Origin of the sequence: Chitinimonas lacunae, assembly GCF_042650885.1 — a bacterium.
Classification (GTDB): Bacteria; Pseudomonadota; Gammaproteobacteria; order Burkholderiales; family Chitinimonadaceae; genus Chitinimonas_A; species Chitinimonas_A lacunae.
The window spans coordinates 411117-436678 of sequence record NZ_JBHSBU010000001.1; the positions used below are offsets into that span (position 1 = coordinate 411117).

A 25562-nucleotide genomic window follows, 5' to 3' on the forward strand; every position below is an offset into this window, starting at 1 on the left:
CTTCTCCTTCGTTGAGGGCGCGCTAGCGGCGCGCCCGGCGTTGAATCCTGACGCGGGCTGCGTCGCCGCTGCGCTGCTTCCAGTCGCGGCGTTTGAGCCGGTACAGTACATGGCGGCGCAGCGGGTGGCCTTCGGGCAGGCTGGGGTGGTCGAAATCGTCGGTTGGGTCGTATTGCATGCCCAGCCGCTCCATCACGGCGCGCGAGGGCCGATTGTCCACGGCGGTCATGGCGACGATATCCATCAACTGACGCTCGGCAAAACCCAGGTCGAGCAGGCGCTGCGCCGCTTCGGTGGCATAGCCCTGGCCCCAGTATTCGGGCAGCAGCCGCCAGCCGATCTCGATGCACGGGGTGAAATGGGTCTGGTAGGGCGGGGGGAACAGCCCGATCACCCCGGCAAATTCGGTGATCTCGGGCAACTCCAGCACCAGGAACCCCCAGCCTTTCTCGGCAAACAGCGCTTGTGCCCGGGCGGCTTCGGCATCGCTTTCTGCCCGCGTCAGCCGAGACGGAAAGAACCGCCGCACCTGCGGGTCGGCATTGAGCCGGGCAAAGGGCACCAGGTCGTCCTGATGCCACTGGCGCAGCACGATGCGCTCGCCGCGCAGCCACAACTGGCGTGTCATGCCTTGTCCTGCTGGGCGAACAGGGCATCGAGCTTCTGTTCGAAATCGTGATAAGCAAGGTGGTCGTACAGGTCCATCCGGGTCTGCATGGTGTCGAGCACGGCCTGCTGACTGCCATCGCGACGGATGGTCCGGTAGACGTTGAGCGCTGCCTGCGACATGGCGCGGAAGGCCGACAGCGGGTAGAGAATCATCGCCACATCGGCCGAAGCCAGTTCATCGCGGGTAAACAGCGGGGTCTTGCCGAATTCGGTGATATTGGCCAGCACCGGCACCTTCACGGCGGCGGCGAACTGGCGGTACATATCGAGGCTTTCCATCGCTTCGGGAAAGATCATGTCGGCACCCGCTTCGACACAGGCCACCGCCCGGTCGATGGCGGCCTGCAAGCCTTCCACGGCCAGTGCATCGGTGCGGGCCATGATCACGAAATCGGGGTCGGTACGGGCATCCACGGCGGCCTTGATCCGGTCGACCATTTCGGTCTGCGACACGATGGCCTTGCCCGGCCGATGGCCGCAGCGCTTGGCCTGGACCTGGTCCTCGATATGGACGGCACCGGCGCCCGCCTTGATCATGCTGCGCACCGTGCGGGCGATATTGAAGGCGCCACCCCAGCCGGTATCGATATCGACCAGCACCGGCAGATCGGTGATATCGGTAATCCGCCGCACATCGATCAACACATCTTCCAGCGTGGTAATGCCGAGATCCGGAATGCCGCAGGAGCTGGCTGCCACCCCACCGCCCGAGACATAAAGCGCCCGGTAGCCGCTGTGCTCTGCCAGACGGGCGGCATAGGCGTTGATTGCACCGACGATCTGCAAGGGCTTTTCGGTCGCGACAGCGTGGCGGAAACGGGCGCCGGCAGAGGCAAGGGCCATGACGGGAACTCCTGGGATCAATGGAAACGGGCAGGGCGATAGCAAAAGTCTTGCCAGCCCGCCAAGCCGCTGGTGGCCGCGTCCAGACCCTTCATAAAAACAAGCTGCTAGCCCTGGTCACTCCTTTATCTCCGCGTCCAGGCCAGACCCGGAAGGCAATGTGCTGTTTCAAATATGAAACCGATGTTTCAAGTCTGAAACTGTGTTCCAATGGCGGGCGCTTTGCATCGGCCTAGGGAGAGTCGGTGGAAAGCGGACAGTGGTTGTGGACTCATCACCGTGGAATTCCCTATGCCTGCCATGCCTTTGCCGCAACTTGCCGTGGTCGCCACCCGGGCGCTGGCCGATCTGGTCCGTGAGCTGGCGCCTTTGCATGGCGGCCGCTTTGAACTGCGGCTGATCGAGAAACCAGTGGAGCAGGCGCTGGAGACGGTGCGCGAGCTGGCGCGTGCCGGCCTCGTCGACGCCGTGGTGGCGGCCGGGCGGGGGGCGGAGCGCTTGCGGGTCGAATCGCCCGTGCCGGTGGCGGCGATCCAGGTCAGTGGCTATGACATCCTCCAGGCCCTGGCGCGGGCGCGGGCCATCGATCCGCGCGCGGTGCTGCTGAGCCGGCGGCGGCTGGCCGACGAATTCGACCGCTTGCGCCCGCTATTGGCCATCGACGTGGTGCAGTTGCTGTACGAGGACGACGACGAGGCGCGCAGCCAGCTTGACCGCCTGCGCCAAGGGGCGCGGCCGGTGGTGGTCGGCTCTAGCCAGGTGGTCAATCTAGCGGGGCAGTTCGGTTTGCCGAGCGTGCTGGTCTATTCGGCCGAAGCGGTGGCGCAGGCTTTCGAGGCGGCGTTGGAGCTGGTGCGGGTGGCGCGTCAGGAGGAAGCCAAGCGTGAGCGGCTCGACCGGATATTGGAAAGCCTTGCCGAGGGGGTGGCGGCCGTCGATCTGGAGGAGCGGGTCCAGGCCATCAACCCGGCCCTGGCGCGGCTGATCGGTGTGGCGCCCGAATGGGCGCTTGGGCGACGGCTGTCCGAGCTTGCGCCTGTGCTGACCTTGCAGGAAGTGCTGAAGAGCGGTGAGCCACGGCGCGATGAGGTGGCCAGCGTAGGCGGCCGGACGCTGGTGACGCAGCGCCTGCCGCTGATCGAAGCGGGCAGCCAGGTCGGCGCCGTGTTGACCTTGCAGGAGTCGGGCGCGATCGAGCGGGCCGATCGTAAGCTGCGCAGCGAGGCGCGCAAGAGCCAGTTCCGCGCCCGTTATCGCTTGACCGATCTGCTGGGCGAATCGCCGGCCATCCGCCATGCCCGCGAACTGGCCCGCTTGTATGCCCAATCGGACGGCTCGGTGCTGATCGGTGGCGCCTCGGGCACCGGCAAGGAGCTGGTGGCCCAGGGCATCCATCAAGCCTCGCGTCGGGCCGGCGGCGCCTTTGTGGCGCTCAATTGCGCGGCTTTGCCGGAAACGCTGCTCGAATCCGAACTGTTCGGATATGAGGAAGGCGCGTTTACCGGTTCCCGCCGCGGCGGCAAGCCGGGTCTGCTGGAGCTGGCCCATCAGGGCACCTTGTTCCTCGACGAGATCGGCGATATGCCGCTGGGGCTGCAAACCCGTCTGTTGCGGGTCTTGCAGGAGCGGGAAGTGTTGCGGCTCGGCGCCTCCGAACCCGTGCCGATCAATGTGCGGGTGATCGCCGCGACCCATGCCGATCTGCGCGCCGGCATCACGGCCGGCTGGTTTCGTGCTGACCTGTATTACCGGCTCGCTATCCTGACCCTGACCCTGCCGCCCTTGGCCGAACGCGGCGGTGATGTGGCCATTCTCACTGATGCCCTGGCGCGCGAGGCGCTGGCCCGGGTCGGTTCGAGCCGACCGGCCCACGATCTGGCCAAGCCGCTGTTGGCCGCAGCGGCCGGTTACGCCTGGCCCGGCAATGTGCGGGAATTGCAGAATCTGGTGGAACGGGCAGCGGTGCTGCTGCAAGCAGGCGCTGCGCTTGATCGGGACGACTGGCGCCGCCTGGCACCCGAGCTTGGCGCCACACCGCTGCCACTCGACGGCGGTCGCCGCGCCCTGGCGCTGGAGATGCTGGCCGCCTGTGGTGGCGATCGGGCGGAGGCGGCACGCCGGCTGGGGATCAGTCGCACGACGCTATGGCGGCTGACTCGGACTGAGTGAGGCGAGGGAAGAGGCTGGCGCGATGGTCGGGGGCGCGAGGAGGCGGCCGTGGGCTCGATCGGTTGGCCGTCCGGCCCGGAAGACTCACTGCGCTGTGGCCGCCTGTGGCGGCTGGGCCGGGGGGCCACGTCTCGGTGGCGGGTCCATGCCGGCTGAAGCGTACACAGGCGGATTCGGAAAATTTCAGGAAATTACTGTGCTAGATTTGATGCGGGATTGAACGAAAAACTAAAAATCCCTGGATCGGCTTTCAAGCGCCGTTGCGATCAAGATGGGGCAGCTTGTTGGTGACGCCGGCCCATTGCTCATGGTCGGGCAGCGGGTCTTTCTTCTCGACGATCACCGTCCACTTGGGGCTGCGGGCCAGTTCGGCGTTGAGGGCAATATAGACTTGCTGGTCGGCCGGCACATCGTCTTCGGCATAGATGGCCTCGACCGGGCACTCGGCCACGCACAGGGTGCAGTCGATGCATTCATCGGGGTCGATGACCAGGAAGTTCGGGCCTTCGCGGAAACAGTCGACCGGACAGACATCGACGCAATCGGTATATTTGCACTTGACGCAGGCGTCGGTAACAACATAGGTCATATTAGTTTTACCTCGGTAATACGCGGTTCGGGAATTGCCCCGAATTGTAACAGAGCGCACTCGCGCGCTCTCGCACGCATGGTTATTTTCAAAGACACTCCTCCCATATTGCCGCCGCGTTATCGCGGCCGTTTTGCACCCAGTCCCAGCGGACCGCTTCATATCGGTTCGCTGCTCGCTGCCATGGCCAGCCGTCTTGAGGCACGCGCCCATGGCGGCGAATGGCTGGTGCGAATCGAAGACCTCGACCCCCCACGCGAACAGCCCGGCGCCAGCGCTGCGATCCTGCGCACCCTCGAAGCGCTGGGCTTTGAATGGGATGGCGAGGTGAGTTATCAAAGCCAGCGCCACGCCTTGTACGAGGCGGCTTTGCAACAGTTGCGCGAAGCCGGTCTTGCCTACCCTTGCGGCTGCACCCGGCGCGAAATTGCCGATTCTTCCTTGCGTGGAATCGATGGACCGGTCTATCCCGGCTATTGCCGCCATGGCCTGGCACCCGGACGCAGCGCACGCGCCTGGCGGTTGCGTGTGGCGCCCGGCGTGGAGATTGCCTATACCGACGCCATACAAGGCCGGCGGGTCCAGGCGCTGGCTAGCGAGGTGGGCGATTTCATACTGCGGCGGGCCGATGGCTATTTTGCCTACCAGTTGGCGGTGGTGGTCGACGATGCCGCGCAGGGGGTCACCGATGTGGTACGCGGCGCCGATCTACTCGACTCTACGCCGCGTCAGGTATACTTATGCCAATGTCTTGGTCTGAAGGCTTTTCGTTATGCCCATTTGCCGGTCCTGGTGAACGAGGCAGGCGAGAAGCTCAGCAAGCAGACGCTGGCGCCCGCCGTCGAGGTGACGGAAGGCGCCGCCTTATTGGTCCGGGTATTACGCTATCTTGGTCAAACGGTGCCGAAGGAGCTGGAAACGGTATCGATCGCCGAGGTCTGGCGCTGGGCCGATGCACACTGGTCGCTCGAAGCCGTGCCCAAACGGTTGGGCATACCGGTGCAGGCAGCGATGGGTGGCATGTAGTAATTGCCAAAGGCGCAAGCCATTGTCATCTATCCCATTGAAAAATAAGCCGCAAAATTTTCTTTTAATTGTGCGGAATGGGTGTACTAAACTCAGATGGCATGTTTGCTTGCGCGCGTAAACCCATGATGTTATTTTACTTGTCCCAAAATGGACGCTAGAAAAAGGGTGGGAGCTGTGCGAATTAAATCGAAATTCAAAGCCTGTGCCTTGGCTGTCTCGCTGGCGGTTTTACCCGCCACGGTCGGCGCGGCTGGCTTGGGAAGGCTGAATGTGCTCTCGGGGCTGGGGCAACCGCTTCGCGCCGAGATCGATTTGGTCTCCGTTCAGCCCGCCGAAGTCGATTCTCTGCGTGCCACCTTGGCGGCGCCCGAAGCGTTCCGGGAAGCGCAGATCGAATATCCGCCCTCATCACTGGGCCTGCGTTTTAATCTGGAAAAACGCGCAAACGGTCAATACTATATTGCCGTCAATTCCAGCCAATCAGTCAGCGAACCTTTCCTTGATTTGCTGGTTGAACTCAAATGGGAAGGCGGCCGAGTTCTGCGTGAATACACCGCTTTGCTCGACCCGCAAGGTTACGTTCCCAACAAACCCACTGAAGCGCCGATCGTCGGAGCCAAGCCAACCCCGACCAAGCCCGCCGTCCGCCCGGCCGACGGCTCGCGCTCGGTCGATACCACCGGTCCGGCCCAGAGCGGCAGCAAAACCACCGCCAAACCTACCCGTCCCGCCGAAGACACCACGGCTGGCGACGGCGAATACACCGTCAAAGCCGGCGATACCCTGGCTGGTATCGCCCGCAGTCATCAAGTCGAAGGCGTCAGCCTCGAACAAATGCTGGTCGGCCTCTATCGCGCCAATATGGACGCGTTCGAAGGCAAGAACATGAACCGCCTCAAGCGCGGCAAGAAGCTCAAGATTCCGACCGCCAGCGAGCTGTCGGAAATCCCGCGTGCCGCGGCCAGCCAGGAAATCCGTATCCAGGCCGAAGACTGGCGTGCCTACCGTGGCAAGCTTGCCGATGCGGCCGGCGCCAGCAGCAGCGGCGACACGGGCGGTACCGGCAAGATCACCGCCAAGGTCGAGGACCGTACCCCCACCGCTTCCTCGGGCAGCCCGGACAAGCTGCGTCTGTCCAAGGGCGACGAGAACAGCAAGAACCTGCAACAGAAGATCCAGGCACTCGAAGAAGAGAACGCCGCCCGTCAAAAGGCTTTGAACGAAGCCCAGCAACGCGTGACCAGCTTGCAGCAGAACATCGAGAAGATGGAGAAGCTGCTGGCCATGCAGAACCAGGCCGGCAACCAGGCGCAGAAAAACGCCGAGCAGGCGCGCGCCCCGCTCGAACCCAAGCCGGTCGAGCCGCCCAAGCCCGCCGGTGCCGAACCGGCCAAACCCGTCGACCCGCCCAAGTCCCCCGAGACGCCGCCTGCGGGCGATGGCGCCAAGCCGGTAGAGCCGCCGCCGTTGCCGCCGCCGCAAGGTGAGACGCCGACTGCTCCGTCGGCCGAAACCACGCCGCCGCCACCGACCGAAACGCCACCGCCGCCGAAGAAACCGAAAGTATTCGTACCGCCTCCGGAGCCGGAGGAGGAGTCGCTGCTCGACAACCCGATGGTGTTGGTCGGTGGGGCTATGGTTGGACTCGGGCTGCTAGGGGGGGGTGTGTTCTTTGCCTTGCGCCGCCGAAAAAAGCCTAGTTTTGAGGACAGCATCATCACCGGATCTGACCTCAAGTCCAACACGGTGGTCGGCAATACCGGCGGTGCAGTCATCAGCACGGGTGTGACCGAAAACTCCTTTCTGACCGATTTCAGCCGCGAGGGCCTCGGTACCATCGATACCGATGAGGTCGATCCGATCGCTGAAGCCGAGGTCTATATGGCCTACGGCCGCGACGCCCAGGCCGAGGAAATCCTCAAGGATGCCCTGGCCCGCGACGGCAGCCGTCAGGAAGTCCGGCTCAAGCTGCTCGAGATCTACAACGCCCGCAAGAATGTGGCGGCGTTCAATCAGTACGCCCAGGAACTGTATACCGGCACCCAGGGCCAAGGTCCGCTGTGGGCGCAGGCGGCTGAGATGGGTCGGCTGCTCGACCCGCAGAATCCGCTGTACCAGCAGGCCAACCCGGTCAATACCAGCGCCATGGATAAAACCATGGTGATGCGGGCCGGTGCCGCAGCCGGCATGATCGATACGGCCAAGCTCAATGCCCCGCTGGTCGAAACCCCGGCAGTGGCGACTTCGGCGACCGATCTCGACTTCCAGCTCGACACCCCGCAAGGCGGCGATCTGGACTTCGACCTCGGCGTGACCCCGACACCCGCTCCGGCCCCGACTCCGCGTGCCGCTGAACCGGCCCCAGCAGTCGATCTGGCCGACGATGGTCTGGACTTCCAGATCGGCGATCTGTCGCCGACGCCTGCGCCGGCACCCGATCCGGCTGATGCGATGCTGTCGCTCGATATTCCGCTCGACCTCGGTGTCACTCCGGCGCCAGCGGCCAAGCCGCTCGACCTGGGCAAGACCCCGGCGCCAACGCTGCCCAAGGAAACGCCGGTGCTCGAAGAGCCCGCATTCAAGGGTGGTGACCTCGATGGCGGCCTCGACTTCAATTTCGACCTCGGCGACACTCCGAGCCCGACGCCCGCTCCGGCGCCGATCGCGGTGCCGGCAGTCGAGACGGTCGATCTGGGCGGTGATGCCGATGTGCTCGACTTTGGCAGCGAACTGGACGATCCGGTCACCACCAAGATCGATCTGGCCCGTGCCTATATCGATATGGGCGATAAGGAAGGTGCTCGCGAAATCCTTCAGGAAGCAGCCGTTGAAGGCAATAGCGAACAGAAAGCGGCAGCCGAGGCGCTGCTGGCCCAGCTCTGATCCTTGCATCCCAGGTCTGTCAATGCCCATAGCTGGCTGATTGCCTGGACCCTGGCGGCGTGCCTGCTCCCCTGCTGGAGCGGCACGCCGCTGTTCGTTCTGACGGCGGTAGCGCTGCCTGCGCTGGTGGCGCTACAAGCTAGGCGCTATTTTCAATACATTTGGCGTCTGAAGTGGATAGGTTCTGCCGTCCTCTTGTCCCAAATTTTGATTGATGGTATATCGCTGCGCTCGCTGCTTGGTGCGGCCGAGCCGCTGGCCCGGCTGGCCTTGCTGCTGGCTGCGCTGGCCGCCCTGACTGGCAGTCAGACACCTGCCCAGTTGCTGGCTGCCCTGTTCCGGCTGTTGCGACCGCTCGACTGGCTGGGTGACATGCGGGTGCGTTGGACCGTCCGTCTATGGCTGGCGCTCCGCTATGGCGAACAGGCGCTGGGCACGGGCGGCAGCCTGAACGAGCGGCTTGCCGTGCTGTCGGAGACGCAGGCGGCAGGCGAAGAAGTATTGGTGCTGGTTCTGCCGCCTCATACGGCGGCGGACTGGGTCTGGTTGGCGCTGGCGGTACTGCCGCTGGCATGGGGAAGCGTTTGGCTCGGATAGTTCTGGCAGTGGAATACGATGGTCGCGCCTTTTGCGGCTGGCAGTCGCAACCGGGCGGCGGGGCAGTGCAAGACGCCTTGGAAGCGGCGATTGCCCAGTTGGCCGGCCATCAGGTGCGGGTCCATGCTGCGGGCCGTACCGATGCCGGCGTCCATGCTGCGCAGCAGATTGTTCATTTCGACTGCGACGTCAATCGTCCTCTGACCGCCTGGGTTCGCGGCGTCAACAGTTTTCTGCCCGAGAGCGTGGCGGTGTTATGGTCGCGCGAGGTCGAGCCCGATTTCCATGCCCGCTTTTCCGCCACGGCACGCCATTACCGCTATTTACTGCTGAACCATCCAGTGCGGCCGGCGCTGCTGAGCGGCCGGGTCGGCTGGCATCATGCGCCACTCGATCTGGAACGGATGCAGGCGGCGGCCGCCTGCCTGATCGGCACCCATGATTTCTCGAGTTTCCGCGCGGCCGAATGCCAGGCCCACTCCCCGGTCAAGCAACTGACCCGGTTCGAACTGCGGGCCGAGGGGCGAATGTTGATCTGCGATGTATCGGCCGGCGGCTTTCTGCATCATATGGTGCGCAATCTGATGGGGGCACTGGTCCATATCGGCCGAGGTGCGGCGCCGGCCGAGTGGATGACCGAATTGTTGGCGGCCCGTGACCGCCGCCTGGCGCCGCCAACTTTTATGGCCGACGGATTATATTTCGCCGGCGTCAGCTATCCGGCCAGCTTTGGCATTGCCAGCGAGCCGACCTTCCGTCACCATCTGGTCTGATTCGATTTCCTGGATGGCCATGGTGATTCCCCGCATCAAGATCTGCGGGCTGCGCGATATCGCTACAGCCCAGGCGGTGGCCCGGCTTGGTGCCGATGCCGTGGGCCTGGTGTTCTACCGGCCCAGTCCGCGCTATGTCGAGATCGAAGCTGCCGCTGCCATCGCCCGGGCCTTACCTGCTTTTGTTAGCTGCGTTGGTCTGTTTGTCGATTGCCCCGAGGCGGAAATGGCCGCCATACTCGAGCGGGTGCCGCTCGATCTGCTGCAATTCCATGGTGACGAGACGCCCGAGCAGTGCCGCCGCTGGCAGCGGCCTTATATCAAGGCGGTACGGGTGAAACCAGGGCTCGATTTGTTAGAATACGCCGGGCGCTATGCCGACGCGCGCGGCCTGCTGTGCGATGCCTATTCGCCCGCTGCGCCCGGCGGCACGGGCGAACGCTTTGACTGGGGCCTGTTGCCGGCACAGCTGCCACTGCCTCTGATCCTGTCGGGCGGTCTCGACCCGGACAATGTGGTAGCCGCCGTCGCTCAGGTGCGCCCATGGGCGGTCGATGTCTCAAGCGGGGTGGAGCGCGCCCGTGGCAGCAAGGATCTCGAACGGGTGGCGCGTTTCATCGCCGCCGCCAAACAAACTTCCTTTTCCGGATAAGCCATGCAAGCTGATGCTCAGCCGAACCTGACCGACTATCAACAGCCTGACGAATCGGGCCATTTCGGCCGCTACGGCGGTGTCTATGTGGCCGAGACCCTGATGGCGGCGCTCGACGAACTCAATGCGGAATACCTGCGCGCCAAGGCCGATCCGGATTTCCTGGCCGAATTCCGCCACGAGCTGCGCCACTATGTCGGCCGGCCCTCGCCGATCTACCACTGCAAACGCTGGTCCGAGCAATTGGGCGGTGCCCAGATCTACCTCAAGCGCGAAGACCTCAACCATACCGGCGCCCATAAGGTCAACAACACCATCGGTCAGGCGCTGCTGGCGCGGCGGATGGGCAAGAAACGGGTGATCGCCGAAACCGGCGCCGGTCAGCATGGCGTTGCGTCCGCCACCGTCGCTGCGCGTTACGGACTTGAATGCGTGGTCTATATGGGTGCCGAGGACGTCAAGCGTCAGGCGCCCAATGTCTACCGTATCAAGCTGCTCGGCGCCACCGTGGTGCCGGTCGAGAGCGGCAGCAAGACCCTCAAGGACGCCATGAACGAAGCCATGCGCGACTGGGTCACCAATATCGACACCACCTACTACATCATCGGCACCGCCGCCGGTCCCCATCCCTATCCGACCCTGGTGCGCGACTTCCAGTGCGTGATCGGCGAAGAATCCAAACAGCAGATGCTGGAACAGGCCGGACGCCAGCCCGATCTGGTGGTGGCCTGCGTGGGCGGCGGTTCCAACGCCATTGGGATGTTCCACCCCTATATCGGCGAGACGGCTGTGCGGCTGATCGGCGTCGAGGCGGGCGGTGAGGGCGTCGAGACCGGCCGTCATGCAGCCCCGCTGTCGGTCGGCACACCCGGCGTACTGCATGGCAATCGCACCTATCTGATGCAGGACGGCCATGGCCAGATCATCGAGACCCACTCGATTTCGGCCGGTCTGGACTACCCGGGCGTCGGCCCTGAGCACAGCTACCTCAAGGATATCGGCCGGGTCGAATACACGGCCGCCACCGATGGCGAGGCGCTGACCGCTTTCCACGATCTGTGCCGTTTCGAGGGCATTATTCCGGCGCTGGAGTCGAGTCATGCGCTGGCCTACGCCCGCCGCGTCGCCCCCACGCTGACGCGCGACCAGATCATTCTCGTCAACCTGTCCGGTCGCGGCGATAAGGACATCCCGTCCGTCGCCCGTCTGTCCGGCATCGAGCTATAAGCGATGAGCCGCATCCAAACCGTATTCGAGCGCCTGCGCGAGCAGGGCAAGCAGGCACTGATCCCGTTCATCACGGCCGGCGACCCGCATCCGGCGGCCACCGTCGGGCTGATGCACGCCCTGGTGGCGGGCGGAGCCGATATCGTCGAGCTGGGCGTGCCGTTTTCCGATCCGATGGCCGATGGCCCGGTGATCCAGCGCGCCTCGGAACGTGCGCTGGCCCATCGGGTCAGTCTGCGTGACGTGCTCGATATCGTGCGCGATTTCCGTCGCAAGGACAGCCATACGCCGGTGGTGCTGATGGGTTATGCCAATCCGATCGAAGCCATGGGTTATCACGCCTTTGCCACTGCCGCGCGCGAAGTCGGCGTCGATGGTGCGCTGACAGTCGATATGCCGCCCGAAGAAGCCGAAGCCCTGGTGGCGGCACTGGTCGAGGCCGGCATCGATCCGATCTTCCTGCTGGCGCCGACCACGCCACCCGCCCGGGTCGATGCCGTGGCGCGGATGGTGCGTGGCTATGCCTATTACGTGTCGCTCAAGGGGGTCACGGGCGCCGGTCACCTTGATCTGGCCGATGTCGAGCAGCGGCTGGGCGAATTGCGCAGCCGGCTGGCCGTGCCGGTCGGGGTGGGCTTCGGTATCCGCGACGCTGCCTCGGCCCAGGCGATTTCCCGCTTGGCCGATGCGGTGGTGATCGGCAGCCGTCTGGTGCAGGAGATCGAGCAGAACGGTGCCGATGCCGCGCCAAGGCTGACAGCCCTGTTGCGGGAGATACGCACCGCCATGGATAATTCCCGCGCCTGATCGTGACGGGGCCGCTGATGCGGCCCTTGTCTTTTCAAGCGCTTGATCGGCCTCTATGGTACAGAGGTCGAGACGACCACCGGCCCGGGAGCCGTTTGTGCCGTCAAGGCAGGAGACAGAGATGAGTTGGTTACAGAAATTATTGCCGCCCAAGATCAAAGCCAAGCCTCAGGGTTCGACCAAGTCGGTGCCCGAAGGCTTGTGGAGCAAGTGTGCGGCCTGCGAGGCGGTGCTCTATCGCACCGATCTCGACAATAATCTCGATGTCTGCCCCAAATGCAGCCATCACAACGCCATCAGCGCGCGCAAGCGGCTCGATTATCTGCTCGACCGCGAAGGCCGCTTCGAGATCGGTGCCGAAGTGCGGCCGGTCGATATTCTCAAGTTCAAGGATTCCAAGCGCTACCCCGAACGGCTCGAAGCCGCCCGTGAGGCTGCCGGCGAAGAAGACGCGCTGGTGGTGATGCAGGGCGCGATCCATAGCGTGCCGGTGGTGGTGGCGGCCTTCGAGTTCAAATTCATCGGCGGTTCGATGGGCTCGGTGGTCGGCGAGCGTTTTGTGCGCGGGGTCAAGACCGCCATCGAAAACGGCTGTCCGTTTATCTGCGTGTCGGCCTCAGGTGGTGCACGGATGCAGGAAGGGCTGATGGCCCTGATGCAGATGGCCAAGACCTCGGCCATCCTGACCCGGCTGGCCGAACATCGGCTGCCGTTTATCTCGGTGCTGACCGACCCGACCATGGGTGGCGTGTCGGCCTCGTTTGCCTTTCTTGGTGATGTGGTGGTGGCCGAGCCGGGTGCCCTGATCGGTTTCGCCGGCCCGCGCGTGATCGCCCAGACGGTGCGCGAAACCTTGCCCGAAGGCTTCCAGCGTGCCGAATTCCTGCTGACCAAAGGCGCACTCGACTTTATCGTCGACCGGCGCGAGATGCGTGCCCGGATCGCGGGCGTGTTGACGCTGCTCCAGCGGCAACCGGCGGTGGCCGCTTGATCGTTGACAGTGTCGATGCCATTGCCCGGCTTGATGTCGCCCGGTGGAATGCCCTGGCCGGCTCGCAGCCGTTCATTGGCCATGGCTTTCTCGCTGCCCTGGAGCAAAGCGGCGCCGTTGGCGGCAAGAGCGGCTGGATGCCCTGTCATCTGGCGCTGCGACAGGACGATCATCTGCTCGGCGCCATGCCGCTCTACCTCAAGTCGCATTCCTACGGCGAATATGTGTTCGACTGGAGCTGGGCCGACGCCTATCAGCGCGCCGGCGGCGCCTACTATCCCAAACTGGTCTGCGCCGTCCCGTTCACCCCGGTACCTGGTCCGCGACTGCTGGCCGACTCGCTCAGCAATGCTGAACGACTGCTCGATGGCGCCGTGGCACTGGCCGAGCGCCAGGCGCTATCGAGCATCCATCTGCTGTTTCCCGAACCGGTCGCCGATGCGGCGCTGCGCGAGCGCGGCTGGTTATGTCGCGAAGGGGTGCAGTTCCACTGGCATAACGCCGGCTACCGCGATTTTGCCGACTTTCTGGCAGCACTGTCGCACGATAAGCGCAAGAAAATCCGGCAGGAACGGCGTCGTCTGGCCGAAGCGGGGGTCGAGGTGGTGCGGCGCCAGGGTGCGGCCATTACGGCCGAGGACTGGGCCTTTTTCTATCGCTGCTATGTCACGACCTATCTGACCCATCGCTCCACCCCCTATCTGTCGCTCGATTTCTTTGAACGTCTTGGGACGACCCTGCCGGAGAGCTGTCTGCTGATCCTGGCTTACCAGAACGGCCGGCCGATTGCGGCGGCACTCGATATCGACGATGGCACGCGGCTCTATGGTCGTTACTGGGGGGCCGAGGTCTATGTGCCCAATCTGCATTTCGAACTGTGCTACTACCAGGGAATCGAACATGCGATAGCACGCGGCTTGGCGGTGTTCGAAGGGGGCGCCCAGGGCGAACACAAGCTGGCGCGCGGTTTTACCCCGGTGCGGACCCGTTCGTTCCATTGGCTGGCCGACCCGGTTTTCCGGCTGGCAGTGGAGCGTTTTTTGCAGCGTGAAGAGCGGGGCGTCACCCATTATTTGTCGGAACTCGATGAGCGGCTACCGTTCCGGCATGAGCCCTTGGAAATATAGAAAATATTCATTTTTCTATTTATCCGTTATTGGTGCTTGCAAAGGGTTTTCCTGTTTTTTTAATATCGCGTGTTTGTCCATTCTGATCGATTCGATTGGCGGCTGAAGGCGCGAGGTCTATGCCGCCCTTGATCCGGTGTCATCGGCAAGGGCGGGACACGATTCCACACAAGGAAGGGGCAATGGTGCAGACGGCGTCGCTGGACGAGGCGGTCGAGCAGGAATCACTGTTTATCGACGTGGATGGGGGGGATCGGCTGCATCTGCGCCGTATCCGGACCGGCAGCGCCGGGCCGGCGCTGCTGCTGATCCATGGCGCCATCTCCAATGGCCGGGTGTTCTACAGCGAGCGCGGGCGCGGCCTGGGCCCCTGGCTGGCGCGGCGCGGCTACGATGTGTTTGTGCTCGATCTGCGGGGTCGCGGCCGCAGTGAGCCGTCGATCGATCGCCGCAGCGCCCATGGCCAGACCGAGGCAATCACGATCGATCTGCCGGCGGCGTTTGGCTTGATCGAGACCTTGCGTCCCGCTGCACCATTGGGCTGTGTGGCCCATTCCTGGGGCGGGGTGTACCTCTCGTCCTGTCTGGCGCGGCGGCCGGAGCTGGCACGTCGCGTAGCGGCCAGTGTCTATCTGGGTAGCAAGCGCAGTATCCGGGTGCGCAACTGGCGCCGTCTGCTCGAGATCGACCTGATCTGGCAACGGGCCGCTTCGTGGATTGTGCGCCGTCATGGCTATCTCGATGCCGCGCGCTATCGGATCGGGATGGAAGCCGAGACGGCCAAGAGCCTGCGGCAGAGCCAGGAGTGGGTTCGGGCCAAGGACTGGCGCGATAGTGACGACGGCTTTGATTACGCCGCAGCACTGAAACAGCAGTGTTTGCCGCCGACCCTGTACCTGGCTGGTCGGGCCGACCCGTGCCGGGGGCATGCCGATGATGTGGCCCGTTTTATTGCTGAGTCGGGTCCGCATCTGCACCGCTTGCAATTGCTCGGCCGCAACGAGGGTTTATCTCGTGATTACGGCCATGTCGATATGCTGACTTCCGAGGCGGCCGAGCGTGAAGTTTATCCGCTGATTGTTCAGTGGTTGGATGACCATCTGGAGCAACTCACAGGAAAATGACTGATGGGTCATATTACTGTTTTAGCTGATAACGCGAAATTTCTGAGGAAAAACAAAGATTTGACGGGCGTTAATGCTGCCGTTTGCCACGAGGTTGACTAGACATAGGCGCAAGCATTATTATGCGCTTATATGCCATTGCACTTGTGGCGGGATACGGTATAAACTGCGCCGGCCCATAGGTGCTGGGCGTGGTTGGGCCTGTCCGGTCTAAGCGGTGTAAGATCGCTGAGGACCGATAGGTGGCATGCCCTGACAACTCGGAGCGAGGACCATGTTCGGACACCCCAAAACTAACGCTGCCGCCCGGCAATCGGCGATCGAGCCCAAGGCAATGAGCAAACCTGAAACGCTGGCCATGCTGTCCTCGTGCCGTGATCTGGCGGCGGATTTGCTATGTCGCTCCTTGTCCTCGATGCTCGACAAGATCGAGGAATCGCTGTTCGAGCTGGCCGAAAAGGCCGGTGATCGCGACACCCAGAATCTCTATCTACAGGCACGCGGCGAATCGCAGGCCAAGCGTGCGGCCATCGAGGCCGAGTTCCGTCGCCAGTTCGTGGCCGGCTTCAACCGGATGACCGCCCCGGGTGCCAAGGGCGAGGCCAAGTCGTTTGACCAGCTCGATTTCGACAATCTCGAACTGTCGCTGGTCGGCCATGACGATTACGAAGAAAACCTGACCGTCAGCAATATCGCCACCCGGCTCAAGAACAGCTGTGGCGAGGAGCTGGTGGCGCTCAACCATCGCATCGGCAGTCTGATGCAGTTGCCCGAATCCGAAGTGGGCGACAATCCGGTCAGTCCCGATGCCATCGTCGATGCCTTCCGTGCCGCCTGCAAGCAGATCGAGAGCGATCTCAATGTGCGGCTGCTGGTGCTCAAGCAATTCGAGCAGGTGGCTGCCGACAATGTCAGCAATGTCTATCAGAACCTCAATCAATTCCTGATCCAGCGCAATATCCTGCCGGTGCTGCCCAAGCAGGGCTATCGCCGGCGCCAGAGCGGCGGCCAGCGCGGCGGTGGCGGGGCGGCGGCCGGGCTGCCCGGTGGTGAGATGGGCAGCCAGATCGCCGCTGCGCCCGAAGTGCCGGCCTATGCTGCCGGTAACGAGCAGGAGCTGATCAATACGCTGCAGCAACTGCTGGCGCTCAACCAGGCCATGCAGGGCAATGTGGCACCGGCAGGTGGCCCGGCGGTGGCGGGGCAACTGCCGATGGGCATGCCGCAGATCCCAGCCGCGATGTTTGCCAGCGGCGTCGGCCAGAGCTTTCTCGATGCGCTCAATTTCTTGCAGCAAGGCGATATCGAACAGGCACTGACCGATCCGGGCGACCTTGACCGGGTGGCCCTGGTGGGCGGCACCGGCAATGTGCTGCACCAGATCAAGACCACCAGCCTGGCCCATTCGCTGGGCCACGTCGATGCGATGACGGTCGATATCGTCGCGATGCTGTTCGACTATATCTTCGACGATAAGAACATCCCACAGCCGATGAAGGCGCTGATCGGGCGCCTCCAGATTCCGGTGCTCAAGGTGGCGATGCTCGACACCAAGTTCTTCGCCCGCAAAACCCATCCCACGCGCAAGCTGCTCGATACGCTGGCCGTGGCGGCGCTGGGCTGGGACGAGTCCGATGGCACTGACGATCGCCTGTACCAGAAGATTGCCGGTGCGGTCGAGAATATCGTCACCAACTTCGATGAAAACCTCGGCATCTTCCAGGAAACCCTGACCGATCTGGAACAATTCCTGATCGAGGAAGAGCAGCGCGCCACGGCTGCCGCCGAAGAAGCGGCCCAGTCGCTGGTCGAAGCGGAAAAGCGCGAGCTGGCCGAGATTCTGGCCGACGAGAGCGTGGCGCAGCGTGTGCTGACGCCCGAATTGCCCGAACTGATCAAGGATTTCCTGCTGCGGCAATGGCAGCCGGTACTCAAACATATCGCACTGGTGCAAAGCGAGCAGAGCGATAACTGGCGCCTGGCTTTGCAGGCGATGGACGATCTGGTCTGGAGCGTCGCGCCCAAGGTCGGTGTCGAAGAGCGGCTCAAGCTGGTCAATATGCTGCCGCGCCTGCTCAAGCAGCTCGAACGCGGCACTGAGGCCGTCGGTATCGAGCGCGGCATGCGTGAAGCCTTCTTTGCCGAACTGGTGCGCTGTCACGCCAATGCCATCAAGTCGGGCCTCAAGAGTGCCGATCCGGCCGCTCAAGCCGTGGCCGCTCCGGCGCCCATCGGTGCCCAGACAACGATCGCGACGCCGGTTCCTGCAGCCGCGTTGGCCAGCACCGCAGCCGAACCGCCGATTCCACGCGTCGTGGCCGCGGCCGCCGTGCTGGCGCCGGTGGCTGCCAATGTGGCCGAGTCGCCGCTGGGCGATGCGGGCGGGCTGAGCGCCTTTGAAGTCAATAATCCGAATTGGGATGCCGGGCTCGACAAATACCAGGACTACGACGATGTGGTCGCCAACCAGCTCAAACGCGGCACCTGGATCGAGTTCATCCAGCCTAACGGCGAAGCATCGCGGGTCAAGCTGACCTGGGTCAGCCCGCGCAAGAGCCGCTTTCTGTTTACCAACCGCCAAGGCCAGAATGGTCTGGAATTCACTCTGGTCGATCTGGTCGGCATGTTCAAGCGCGGCGAAGCCCGTCTGCTCGAAGGTGGCCCGCTGGTCGAGCGTGCGGTCAGCGATATGATCGATATGCTGCAACCGGGGAATGCGTAACCGTTTCCATCAGCGCGTCTGCCGGTGCATCTATACTGAATTTTCTGTCGAGTGACTATGCCCGCTGCCCAGCGGGCGTTTTTTATGGCGAAGGCTGGAGAATTCAGCAAATTAAATTTTTATGAAAACTGATTGCTAGACCTGTGGTGAATATAAAAGAAATAGAAAATATTCTCCACCATCGCCAGAAGTCCTGACTTAACTTCCCCCTTCTTCGGCCCTACGGTGTGCCCATTGCGGACCCTGAGCAATCAGCTCCGCCCAACTTGTCCACGCCTCAAACCTGGCCATCCACTGCCTGTCCGCGACCCTCTGCAAAACAAAACGCGCCGTTTCCTGAGGGAAACGACGCGCTTGAGAAAGAGCGCCCTCACGGTGTTTTGTTGCGACCGGGAAACGGTGGTCGACGACGCTGTCTGCAGGGCAGACAACGAATGGCGGTGGAGTAGACGTAGCCCTTGGCTGTCTCGTACCACCACTGTTGCTGGGCCGCGCGCCAGACCTGGTGGCTACCGCAGTCGCGGCAGGTAAAGGCTTGATCCTCGTAGTAGCCGCGTCGGAGGAATTCCGGTTCGTCGTAGCTGTTGAACGGCGCCAACAGGTTCCGGTTGACGCGAAGGCAGTGTTTGGGCCGTGGCCCTGGCAGGCCGGGGGTGAGCTTGGCGAGCTGCTCGCGTTGTTGTCGATGTTTGCGCCGCAGTTTGATGGCGGCGCGTTTCTGTTTTCCGCTCTGCACTGCGGGGCGCTTGGCGGAAGCAAGGGCGCCAGTCCTGACGCTGGTGAAATGCCGGTTCATGTCTTGATCTTCACCAATCCATCGAGCAACTGATCGAGGCCACCGAATACCGAAATCTTGTCGATCCGCTCGGCGAGTTTTTCCAGGGTTTCCAGCTCCTTCAGCCGCAATGCGGTCGGGTTGTCTTCCATCACCTTGGCGGTGTTGAGCAGCGAGCGGGTGGCATTGGTCTCTTCGCGGCGGCGGATCACATTGGCCTGGGCCGCTTTCTCGGCTTCCACCACCTGGGCCAGCAACTGCTTCATTTCGCCCGGCAGCACGATGTCCTTGACGCCGATCCCCTCGACGCTGAGGCCGAAACCTTCGAGCTGGCTGGTCATATGCTGGCTGACCACTTCGTCGATCAGTCGTTTGTTTTCCAGCAATTCATCGAGCGTCCGGGTACCGACGGCTGCGCGCAGGCCAAGCTGCAATTCGCGGTACAGGTGCTCGGCCGGTTTGGCCAGCCGCGAGCAGGCCAGTTCGACATCGTCGTAGCGCCAGTTGGCACTGAGATTGATGCGCAGGCTAACCTTGTCGCGGGTCAGGATTTCCTGGCCACTGACTTCCAGGGTCTGCAAGCGGGTATCGATCAGTTCGATGCTCAGTTCGCGGTTGAAGCGCCAGTAGGCAGCGCGTCCCGGCGGCAGCAGGGCGGCGATCTGGCCGTCGACGCGCAGGATGCCCAGATGGAAGGCCGGCACCTGCTGATTGAGCACTGCGCTCAATCCCTCGATCGGCCGGCTGCGCAGCGGGGCCTGGGTCAGTCGGGCCAGCAGGGCGTCCGGTACGCGATAGTCGTGGCGCAGGTCGATGCGTTCAAGTCGTTGTGCCACGGCAGCTTTCCAGTACAGGGTGCGCGAGCCGGGCGGCAGGATCTCCACCAGGATATCGTCCTCAAACCGCAGACCGGCTTCTTCGTCGCCCAGATCGAACTGGTGGAAATGTTCCGCGACCAGGGCCGCTTCATTGCGGCGCAGATAATCGGCCAGCGGATGGGTAAACCGCGCCTGCTCAAGCGGCCAGGCGCAGAGGCTGTAGCGTTTGCGCGGATCGAACAGTCTGTATTGGCCCGGCGTCAGCAGACCTTGAAAGTCGCCATCGCGCAGCAGCAGGCCGCGCTCGTTTTTGCGGATCAGAAAACGTTGCCACATGGTATGTCACTCCTATTCAAAGAACCGGCGGGCGCCGATCCACTCGGAGCGAGGGGTGATCAGTCGGGGAGCGCTGTCGGCGTCCAGCACGGTCTGTCACGCGACGCTTTGCGTCGATCGCTCAGTCCCGTCCAGTCGCTGACGGCGTTGCCCGGCCGGCCTTGCCGCGCCCGGAGCGGATCGGCGGCGACCTTGCCGTCGCGCCGGGTAATGCCAATTGCTTGAGAGGTTTTACCAGTTAGGGCGACCGGACGGGATTCGAACCCGTCAAGCAGCCGCACGGCTGCTGCCACCCTCGATACTGCAACGATGAACCCTTTCATCGGACCGACCGGCGACGACGCGGTACACGCATCCACGACAAGCCTGACTTGGCGATGCGCACCGGCACGGCTTGGGAACCGTTGACCTCGGCGGCGTCACTTGAGCGGTCGGGACGAAGGATTGCGAGAGTCGTGCCAGAGACGGGAAGTTGTCTTGTGCAATGCTTAAGCGTTTGATCTGTCGGAGAGTTGTGCCGGGCAGGGCGAGGTGGGAGGGGTGCAGGCAAGGCGAATTCTGATTGATTCAGATAGTGATTTATCTGATTGGATAAATTCCAGTGCCGCCAGCCACGCCGACCAAGCGCTTTGGCGGCATAATCGGCGCGGTCGTCAGACCAATCAGCTCGGAAAGGGAGTGAAATGGAGAGTCGCAGCGAAGACAAATTGCAGAAGCCCTACCAGCCGCGCGTCGCATTCGAGCCCGTGTCGTGCCAGTTGGGGGGGCTGCGTTACGCCGTCAAGCGCTGGGGTGCCGCGGCCGGGCGGCCCGTATGGCTGCTCCATGGCTGGATGGATTGTGCTGCCACCTTTCAGTTTCTGGTCGATGCCCTGCCTGCCGACTGGCTGGCCGAACATAGCCTGTTTGCGCCGGACTGGCGCGGCTTCGGCGACAGTCAGTGGAATGCCGAGGGCTATTACTTTCCTGACTATCTTGCTGATCTCGAGCTGTTGCTCGACCATTTTTCCCCGGCTGGGCCGGTAGCGCTGGTCGGTCACAGCATGGGCGGCATGGTGGCTGGGCTGTATGCCGGCATCCGACCCGAACGGGTGTCACGGCTGGTATCGCTCGAAGGCTTTGGGCTGCCTGCCACTCAGCCCGAGCAAGCCGTCGAGCGTTATGGCCGCTGGCTGACCCAGCGGCGCGAAGCGCTGACGACGCGGCCTTTCGCCTCACTCGACGAAGTGGCCGAGCGGCTGCGCCGTAACAACTCGATGCTCGATCAGGCGCGTGCCCTCTGGCTGGCGCCCTTTCTGGCCGCCGAGACGGAACCGGGACACTGGGTCTATCGGGCCGACCCCAAACATCGCTGGGTCAATCCGGTGCTGTACCGGCTTGAAGAAGCCATGGCCTGCTGGCGCGCCTGCCGGGCTGCGACGCTATGGCTGGCTGGCGACGAAGCTAAGCTGCTGAGCTGGCTCAAGCTCACCCCCGAGCAGTTCGCCGAGCGGCAGGCGGCGTTCAGTGGGCTGCGTTATCAGGTGCTGCCGGGCTGCGGTCACAATCTGCACCATGACAACCCGGCTGCCGTGGCAACGGCCCTGGTCGAATTCTGGCGTGAGACGACGGCGGATTGAGGGAAGCGATCGGCCTCACTGGATCTGCAGAAAAATGAAGATCTGCCTTTGACTTGGCGTCCAGCTGGATCAGTGGTGTCGGCTGGGACAGGACACAGATCGTCAACTGCCATGAGCCTCTCTGCAAATCTGGAGATAGGGACGGGGCTGTTATGCCGGTTTATGACTGGTACAGCCTGTCCGTTGGGGGGCTGGGCGCCAATTTCAATGAAAATTGGCGTGCCGGGTCCAAGCGGGGTGTTGGGGAAGTGGAGTCGCTGCCTTGTCCGGGGTAGCTGGAGACGCGGTGTTTACCCTATCGCTGCCGCGTCCTCGAGATATTGCCAGCTACTGGCCGATCAGCTCACGCAACACGCTGGTATCGAGCTGGAGCTGGACCTTGTCGGCGGCGTCGGGCGCGTCGGCCAGGAAATGGAAGAACTCGCGCGCCAACCCAACGAAGACATGCCAATGTTCCTGGTTCGGGATCATGGCCAGCACCTTGTCGACGCCGCCGCGATAGCTCTCGGTGTTCTGCGGTGCGTCGCGGATGGTGAACAGCAGCAGCTTGATCAGCCGCATCCGCAACAGGGAGTTTTTCTCGTCGAGCCCGAGCTTGCGCAGCGCTTCACCATAGCGATGCAGGCTGCGGAACTGCAAAAGCTGCCGCTCGAGACCTGCCACGGTGGCCTTGGCCCACGGGTCGATTTCCATCCTTTGCAGACTGTCGGCCAGGCCGCTGCCCAGGCTCGGTGATGGTGGGCTAAGCCGGGTGACCGTCACTGGCGGGTTGGCCGCCGCGGCCGGTGTCGCAGGGCTGGGAGGTGTTGCGCTCGACGGCTCGGCGCTTGGGCGCGGCGGGGGTTCGCCCGCCCAGTAGGGGAAGAATTCGCGTACCGCATCGAGGAATTCGCGCTGTGGGAAGATACGGGCGACTTCCTCGGTGGCGCGGCGGTAGCCGTGCCGGTCGGGCGTCTCTTCCTTCAAGGCGGTCAATAGATGGCGCAGGTAATGGCGCGCCATGGTGAGCTGCTTGGTCGGTACGCCTTTCTGGCGGGCATCTTGCAGATAACGTTCAAGCGCCTCGTCGGGGCCGAGTCGTGTCTTGGTGTTCATCGTGGCTCAAAAAGCTGGCCGGAGGCAGGTTTCAGGCGCTCGGGGCCCGGTCGAGCGGGGTCTGGCTGTGAAACCCGTTCCAGTAATAGAAAAATTCACGGGCAACATCGATAAACGCCCGCCGCGTGTCCTCCTTGGAAAAGAGCGTCAGCATGGCATCGACACCGGCGCGGTAGGCAGTGGGCATCGGCATGGCGTCGCGGATCACGAACAGCAGCAGCTTGAGCAGCCGCTCGCGTAGATCGATCACTGCGTCGTCGGCACCGCGCGCCGACAGTTCGACCAGATAGTGCTGTAGGCACTCCGGCTCTTGCTGGGACCAGGGGTGGCGGTCCATGCGCTCGAACATATCGATCAGACTGCCGCTGATATCGAGTGGCACCGGGTCGAGCGTCAGCGCCTCGGCGCTGTTGAGGCGGGCGATGGTTTTCAGGTCGCCCAGCCAGAACGGGTGGAATTCCCGCGCTGCGCTGATGATCTCGATTTGTTGCTCGTTGGGAAAATTGTTCTGGATTTGATCGACGGCACGGCGGTAGCCCGCGTCGTCATCGTCGATAAAGCGTCCGGCCTGGGCTTCAAGCGCCGATAGCAGATGTCGCAAGATATGCTTGCGTTGATTGATCAGGCTGGTTGCCGCGCCCTTGGTTTTCAGCAGATTCAGGTAGGCGGCCAGCGAAGTTTCGGCGTGCTGCGATTCGTACGTCGGCATGACCGTTGGGCGCTCGGAAGAACTTGTTTTTGGATTCTAGTTGATTTGTTCTACCTTGCCAGAACGCGGCAAGTCCCGTCCGTCTGGTAAAATCCGGCAATGATTCGTCTAGCCTCGCTCAGTTTGCGACGCGGTCAGAAGCAGTTGCTCGACCGGGTCGATCTCGTCCTCCATCGTGGTCAGCGTGTCGGCGTCGTCGGCGCCAACGGTGCAGGGAAATCCAGTCTGTTTGCCCTCTTGCGCGGCGAGCTGCTGCCCGATGGCGGCGATTACGACCGCCCGCCCGGGCTGGTGATCGCCTCGGTGCGGCAGGAAACCCCGGCGCTCGATACCTCGGCGCTCGATTATGTGCTCGATGGCGACGCCGAGTTGCGTATGGTGCAGCGCATGCTCGTTGCCAGCGAAGGCGACGGCGTGGTCCATGCCGAATGGCTTGGCCGCTTTGAAGCGGTTGACGGCTATTCGGCCGAGGCACGGGCGGGCAAGCTGCTCTATGGCCTGGGCTTTTCTGCCGAGCAATTGCGTCAGCCCGTGGCCGGTTTCTCGGGCGGCTGGCGGATGCGCCTCAATCTGGCCCAGGCGCTGATGTGCCGCTCCGACCTGCTGCTGCTCGACGAACCCACCAACCACCTCGATCTCGAAGCCGTCCTATGGCTCGAAGGCTGGCTGACCAGCTATCCAGGCACCTTATTGCTGATCTCGCACGACCGTGATTTCCTCGACGCCACGGTCAACCATATCGCCCATCTGCAACAGGGGCGCATTGAGCTCTATACCGGCAACTACGCTGATTTCGAAGAACAGAAAGCCACCCGGCTGGCCCAGCAACAGGCAGCGTTCGACAAGCAGCAGCGCGAAATCGCCCATCTGCAATCGTTCGTCGATCGTTTCCGTGCCAAGGCCACCAAGGCCCGGCAGGCGCAATCGCGCATCAAGGCGCTCGAGCGCATGGAGCGCATTGCCGCGGCCCATGTCGATTCCCCGTTCGAATTCTCGTTCCGTGACGCCGAAGCCAGCCCCAATCCGCTGCTGCGCATCGAGGCCGGCCGCGTCGGTTACAGCGAGCGTCCGGTGCTCGATCGGCTGAATTTCAGCATCGAAGCCGGTGCCCGCATCGCCTTGCTTGGCCGCAATGGCGCCGGCAAATCCACCCTGATCAAGCTGTTGGCGGGCGAGTTGTCGCTCGCCACCGGTGAGCGCCACGAAGGCCGTGGGCTCAAGATCGGCTATTTCGCCCAGCACCAGCTCGAACATCTGCGGCTCGATCAGAGCCCGCTGTGGCATCTGCAAAAACTCGATCCGACCGCGCGCGAGCAGGAGCTGCGCGATTTCCTGGGCGGCTTCGATTTCCGGGGCGAGATGGCGTCTGCGGCGGTGGCGCCGTTCTCGGGCGGAGAAAAGGCCCGGCTGGCGCTGGCAATGATCGTGTGGCAGCGGCCCAATCTGCTGCTGCTCGACGAGCCGACCAACCACCTCGATCTGGAAATGCGTCATGCGCTGACGCTGGCCTTGCAGGACTATCAGGGCGCCATGATCGTGGTCTCGCACGATCGCCATCTGCTGCGCGCCACCGCCGACCGTTTCTGGCTGGTCGAGAACGGCGGCCTGCAACCGTTCGATGGCGACCTGGACGATTACAAACGCTATCGCGACAGCGGGGGCGGCTTGCCCTCGGCCGCCATGGTGGCCGGCACTGAGGCCAGCGAAGTCGACCGCAAGACCCAGAAACGGCTCGAAGCCGAGGCGCGGCAGCGTCTGGCGGCAGCGCGCAAGCCGCTTGAGCGCGAATTGGCCAAGGTCGAGACCGAGATGGCCAGGCTGTCGGAAGAACACAGCCAGCTTGCCGCCGAACTGGCCGCAGACAGCCTCTACGCCCCCGAAGCCCGCGACAGACTCAAGGAAGCGCTGCGGCGTCAGGGCGAGGTCGGTGCCCGCCTGGGCGAGGTCGAAGCGCGCTGGCTTGAATTGCAGGAACAACTCGAAACCCTGGCCGCTGCGGCCGATTGAT

Annotated in this window: 21 protein-coding genes; 14 read left to right on the forward strand and 7 right to left on the reverse strand. The window is 63.2% G+C overall.

All coding sequences use genetic code 11. The features are described from left to right. Window positions 1–22: 22 nt before the first annotated feature. Both ACFOW7_RS01750 and prpB read right to left on the reverse strand, forming a co-directional pair. On the reverse strand, window positions 23–628 hold the full coding sequence (locus tag ACFOW7_RS01750; protein WP_378160364.1) for a GNAT family N-acetyltransferase: 606 nt from the start codon (window positions 626–628) through the stop codon (window positions 23–25). Beyond that, window positions 625–1512: a methylisocitrate lyase gene (gene prpB, locus ACFOW7_RS01755; RefSeq protein WP_378160367.1), complete on the reverse strand. Its 888-nt coding sequence runs from the start codon at window positions 1510–1512 to the stop codon at window positions 625–627. Before prpB ends, ACFOW7_RS01750 begins: the two co-directional genes overlap by 4 nt. A gap of 291 nt (window positions 1513–1803) precedes the next feature. On the opposite strand from prpB, the gene ACFOW7_RS01760 reads away from it, so the two are divergent. Then, a complete protein-coding gene (locus tag ACFOW7_RS01760) occupies window positions 1804–3681 on the forward strand; it encodes a sigma 54-interacting transcriptional regulator (protein WP_378160369.1) in 1878 nt (625 codons plus the stop codon). Between the two features lie 250 nt (window positions 3682–3931). Here ACFOW7_RS01760 and fdxA read toward each other — a convergent pair whose 3' ends face one another. Continuing rightward, window positions 3932–4270 (reverse strand): ferredoxin FdxA, encoded by a 339-nt coding sequence (fdxA, locus tag ACFOW7_RS01765; RefSeq protein WP_378160371.1) that lies wholly within the window; start codon window positions 4268–4270, stop codon window positions 3932–3934. Between the two features lie 78 nt (window positions 4271–4348). Between fdxA and gluQRS the strand changes: the two genes are divergently transcribed. The 11 genes from gluQRS to ACFOW7_RS01820 all read left to right on the forward strand — a co-directional run bounded on the left by gluQRS (window position 4349) and on the right by ACFOW7_RS01820 (window position 18202). Next, the gene (gene gluQRS, locus ACFOW7_RS01770) at window positions 4349–5296 is read left to right on the forward strand and encodes a tRNA glutamyl-Q(34) synthetase GluQRS (RefSeq protein WP_378160373.1); all 948 of its coding nucleotides are present in this window, start codon (window positions 4349–4351) and stop codon (window positions 5294–5296) included. Between the two features lie 150 nt (window positions 5297–5446). Then, window positions 5447–8182: a FimV/HubP family polar landmark protein gene (locus ACFOW7_RS01775; RefSeq protein ID WP_449252211.1), complete on the forward strand. Its 2736-nt coding sequence runs from the start codon at window positions 5447–5449 to the stop codon at window positions 8180–8182. A gap of 195 nt (window positions 8183–8377) precedes the next feature. Continuing rightward, complete coding sequence (locus ACFOW7_RS01780; protein ID WP_378160377.1) at window positions 8378–8779, forward strand: hypothetical protein; 402 nt, start codon at window positions 8378–8380, stop codon at window positions 8777–8779. Next, window positions 8755–9552 carry a tRNA pseudouridine(38-40) synthase TruA gene (gene truA / locus ACFOW7_RS01785; RefSeq protein ID WP_378160378.1) on the forward strand — a complete coding sequence of 266 codons (798 nt, stop codon included), beginning with the start codon at window positions 8755–8757 and terminating at the stop codon, window positions 9550–9552. The genes ACFOW7_RS01780 and truA overlap by 25 nt, the downstream gene beginning before the upstream one ends. Window positions 9553–9571: 19 nt before the next feature. After that, window positions 9572–10204 carry a phosphoribosylanthranilate isomerase gene (locus ACFOW7_RS01790; protein WP_378160379.1) on the forward strand — a complete coding sequence of 211 codons (633 nt, stop codon included), beginning with the start codon at window positions 9572–9574 and terminating at the stop codon, window positions 10202–10204. A gap of 3 nt (window positions 10205–10207) precedes the next feature. Continuing rightward, window positions 10208–11431, forward strand: coding sequence for a tryptophan synthase subunit beta (gene trpB / locus ACFOW7_RS01795; RefSeq protein WP_378160381.1), 1224 nt, complete (start codon window positions 10208–10210; stop codon window positions 11429–11431). Between the two features lie 3 nt (window positions 11432–11434). Next, on the forward strand, window positions 11435–12238 hold the full coding sequence (gene trpA, locus ACFOW7_RS01800) for a tryptophan synthase subunit alpha (RefSeq protein ID WP_378160383.1): 804 nt from the start codon (window positions 11435–11437) through the stop codon (window positions 12236–12238). 121 nt (window positions 12239–12359) lie between these two features. After that, the gene (gene accD, locus ACFOW7_RS01805; RefSeq protein WP_378160385.1) at window positions 12360–13229 is read left to right on the forward strand and encodes an acetyl-CoA carboxylase, carboxyltransferase subunit beta; all 870 of its coding nucleotides are present in this window, start codon (window positions 12360–12362) and stop codon (window positions 13227–13229) included. Next, the gene (locus tag ACFOW7_RS01810) at window positions 13226–14356 is read left to right on the forward strand and encodes a GNAT family N-acetyltransferase (RefSeq protein ID WP_378160387.1); all 1131 of its coding nucleotides are present in this window, start codon (window positions 13226–13228) and stop codon (window positions 14354–14356) included. Before accD ends, ACFOW7_RS01810 begins: the two co-directional genes overlap by 4 nt. Window positions 14357–14538: 182 nt before the next feature. Further along, complete coding sequence (locus ACFOW7_RS01815) at window positions 14539–15480, forward strand: alpha/beta fold hydrolase (protein WP_378160389.1); 942 nt, start codon at window positions 14539–14541, stop codon at window positions 15478–15480. Window positions 15481–15814: 334 nt separating this feature from the next. After that, a complete protein-coding gene (locus ACFOW7_RS01820) occupies window positions 15815–18202 on the forward strand; it encodes a DUF1631 domain-containing protein (RefSeq protein ID WP_378160391.1) in 2388 nt (795 codons plus the stop codon). Between the two features lie 370 nt (window positions 18203–18572). Here ACFOW7_RS01820 and ACFOW7_RS01825 read toward each other — a convergent pair whose 3' ends face one another. Next, on the reverse strand, window positions 18573–18998 hold the full coding sequence (locus ACFOW7_RS01825) for a zinc-ribbon domain containing protein (protein WP_378160393.1): 426 nt from the start codon (window positions 18996–18998) through the stop codon (window positions 18573–18575). After that, window positions 18995–20131, reverse strand: a complete 1137-nt coding sequence (locus ACFOW7_RS01830) for a slipin family protein (RefSeq protein ID WP_378160395.1) — start codon at window positions 20129–20131, stop codon at window positions 18995–18997. The genes ACFOW7_RS01825 and ACFOW7_RS01830 overlap by 4 nt, the downstream gene beginning before the upstream one ends. A 683-nt stretch (window positions 20132–20814) precedes the next feature. Between ACFOW7_RS01830 and ACFOW7_RS01835 the strand changes: the two genes are divergently transcribed. Continuing rightward, window positions 20815–21750, forward strand: a complete 936-nt coding sequence (locus ACFOW7_RS01835) for an alpha/beta fold hydrolase (protein WP_378160398.1) — start codon at window positions 20815–20817, stop codon at window positions 21748–21750. A 327-nt stretch (window positions 21751–22077) separates the two neighbouring features. Here the strand turns inward: ACFOW7_RS01835 and ACFOW7_RS01840 are convergent, their stop codons facing one another. Beyond that, window positions 22078–22845 carry a hypothetical protein gene (locus ACFOW7_RS01840; RefSeq protein WP_378160400.1) on the reverse strand — a complete coding sequence of 256 codons (768 nt, stop codon included), beginning with the start codon at window positions 22843–22845 and terminating at the stop codon, window positions 22078–22080. 31 nt (window positions 22846–22876) lie between these two features. Continuing rightward, window positions 22877–23554 carry a hypothetical protein gene (locus ACFOW7_RS01845; protein WP_378160402.1) on the reverse strand — a complete coding sequence of 226 codons (678 nt, stop codon included), beginning with the start codon at window positions 23552–23554 and terminating at the stop codon, window positions 22877–22879. A gap of 99 nt (window positions 23555–23653) precedes the next feature. Here ACFOW7_RS01845 and ACFOW7_RS01850 point away from each other — a divergent pair, with 99 nt between their 5' ends. Next, window positions 23654–25561, forward strand: coding sequence for an ATP-binding cassette domain-containing protein (locus ACFOW7_RS01850; RefSeq protein WP_378160404.1), 1908 nt, complete (start codon window positions 23654–23656; stop codon window positions 25559–25561). Window position 25562 lies beyond the last annotated feature (1 nt).

What these genes read in the sequence shown, in the direction of transcription:
- ACFOW7_RS01750 (WP_378160364.1), bottom strand. Translation starts at nt 628, where the DNA reads ATGACACGCCAGTTGTGGCTGCGCGGCGAGCGCATCGTGCTGCGCCAG.
- prpB (WP_378160367.1), bottom strand. Translation starts at nt 1,512, where the DNA reads ATGGCCCTTGCCTCTGCCGGCGCCCGTTTCCGCCACGCTGTCGCGACC.
- ACFOW7_RS01760 (WP_378160369.1), top strand. Translation starts at nt 1,804, where the DNA reads ATGCCTGCCATGCCTTTGCCGCAACTTGCCGTGGTCGCCACCCGGGCG.
- fdxA (WP_378160371.1), bottom strand. Translation starts at nt 4,270, where the DNA reads ATGACCTATGTTGTTACCGACGCCTGCGTCAAGTGCAAATATACCGAT.
- gluQRS (WP_378160373.1), top strand. Translation starts at nt 4,349, where the DNA reads ATGGTTATTTTCAAAGACACTCCTCCCATATTGCCGCCGCGTTATCGC.
- ACFOW7_RS01775 (WP_449252211.1), top strand. Translation starts at nt 5,447, where the DNA reads ATGGACGCTAGAAAAAGGGTGGGAGCTGTGCGAATTAAATCGAAATTC.
- truA (WP_378160378.1), top strand. Translation starts at nt 8,755, where the DNA reads ATGGGGAAGCGTTTGGCTCGGATAGTTCTGGCAGTGGAATACGATGGT.
- ACFOW7_RS01790 (WP_378160379.1), top strand. Translation starts at nt 9,572, where the DNA reads ATGGTGATTCCCCGCATCAAGATCTGCGGGCTGCGCGATATCGCTACA.
- trpB (WP_378160381.1), top strand. Translation starts at nt 10,208, where the DNA reads ATGCAAGCTGATGCTCAGCCGAACCTGACCGACTATCAACAGCCTGAC.
- trpA (WP_378160383.1), top strand. Translation starts at nt 11,435, where the DNA reads ATGAGCCGCATCCAAACCGTATTCGAGCGCCTGCGCGAGCAGGGCAAG.
- accD (WP_378160385.1), top strand. Translation starts at nt 12,360, where the DNA reads ATGAGTTGGTTACAGAAATTATTGCCGCCCAAGATCAAAGCCAAGCCT.
- ACFOW7_RS01815 (WP_378160389.1), top strand. Translation starts at nt 14,539, where the DNA reads ATGGTGCAGACGGCGTCGCTGGACGAGGCGGTCGAGCAGGAATCACTG.
- ACFOW7_RS01820 (WP_378160391.1), top strand. Translation starts at nt 15,815, where the DNA reads ATGAGCAAACCTGAAACGCTGGCCATGCTGTCCTCGTGCCGTGATCTG.
- ACFOW7_RS01825 (WP_378160393.1), bottom strand. Translation starts at nt 18,998, where the DNA reads ATGAACCGGCATTTCACCAGCGTCAGGACTGGCGCCCTTGCTTCCGCC.
- ACFOW7_RS01830 (WP_378160395.1), bottom strand. Translation starts at nt 20,131, where the DNA reads ATGTGGCAACGTTTTCTGATCCGCAAAAACGAGCGCGGCCTGCTGCTG.
- ACFOW7_RS01835 (WP_378160398.1), top strand. Translation starts at nt 20,815, where the DNA reads ATGGAGAGTCGCAGCGAAGACAAATTGCAGAAGCCCTACCAGCCGCGC.
- ACFOW7_RS01840 (WP_378160400.1), bottom strand. Translation starts at nt 22,845, where the DNA reads ATGAACACCAAGACACGACTCGGCCCCGACGAGGCGCTTGAACGTTAT.
- ACFOW7_RS01845 (WP_378160402.1), bottom strand. Translation starts at nt 23,554, where the DNA reads ATGCCGACGTACGAATCGCAGCACGCCGAAACTTCGCTGGCCGCCTAC.
- ACFOW7_RS01850 (WP_378160404.1), top strand. Translation starts at nt 23,654, where the DNA reads ATGATTCGTCTAGCCTCGCTCAGTTTGCGACGCGGTCAGAAGCAGTTG.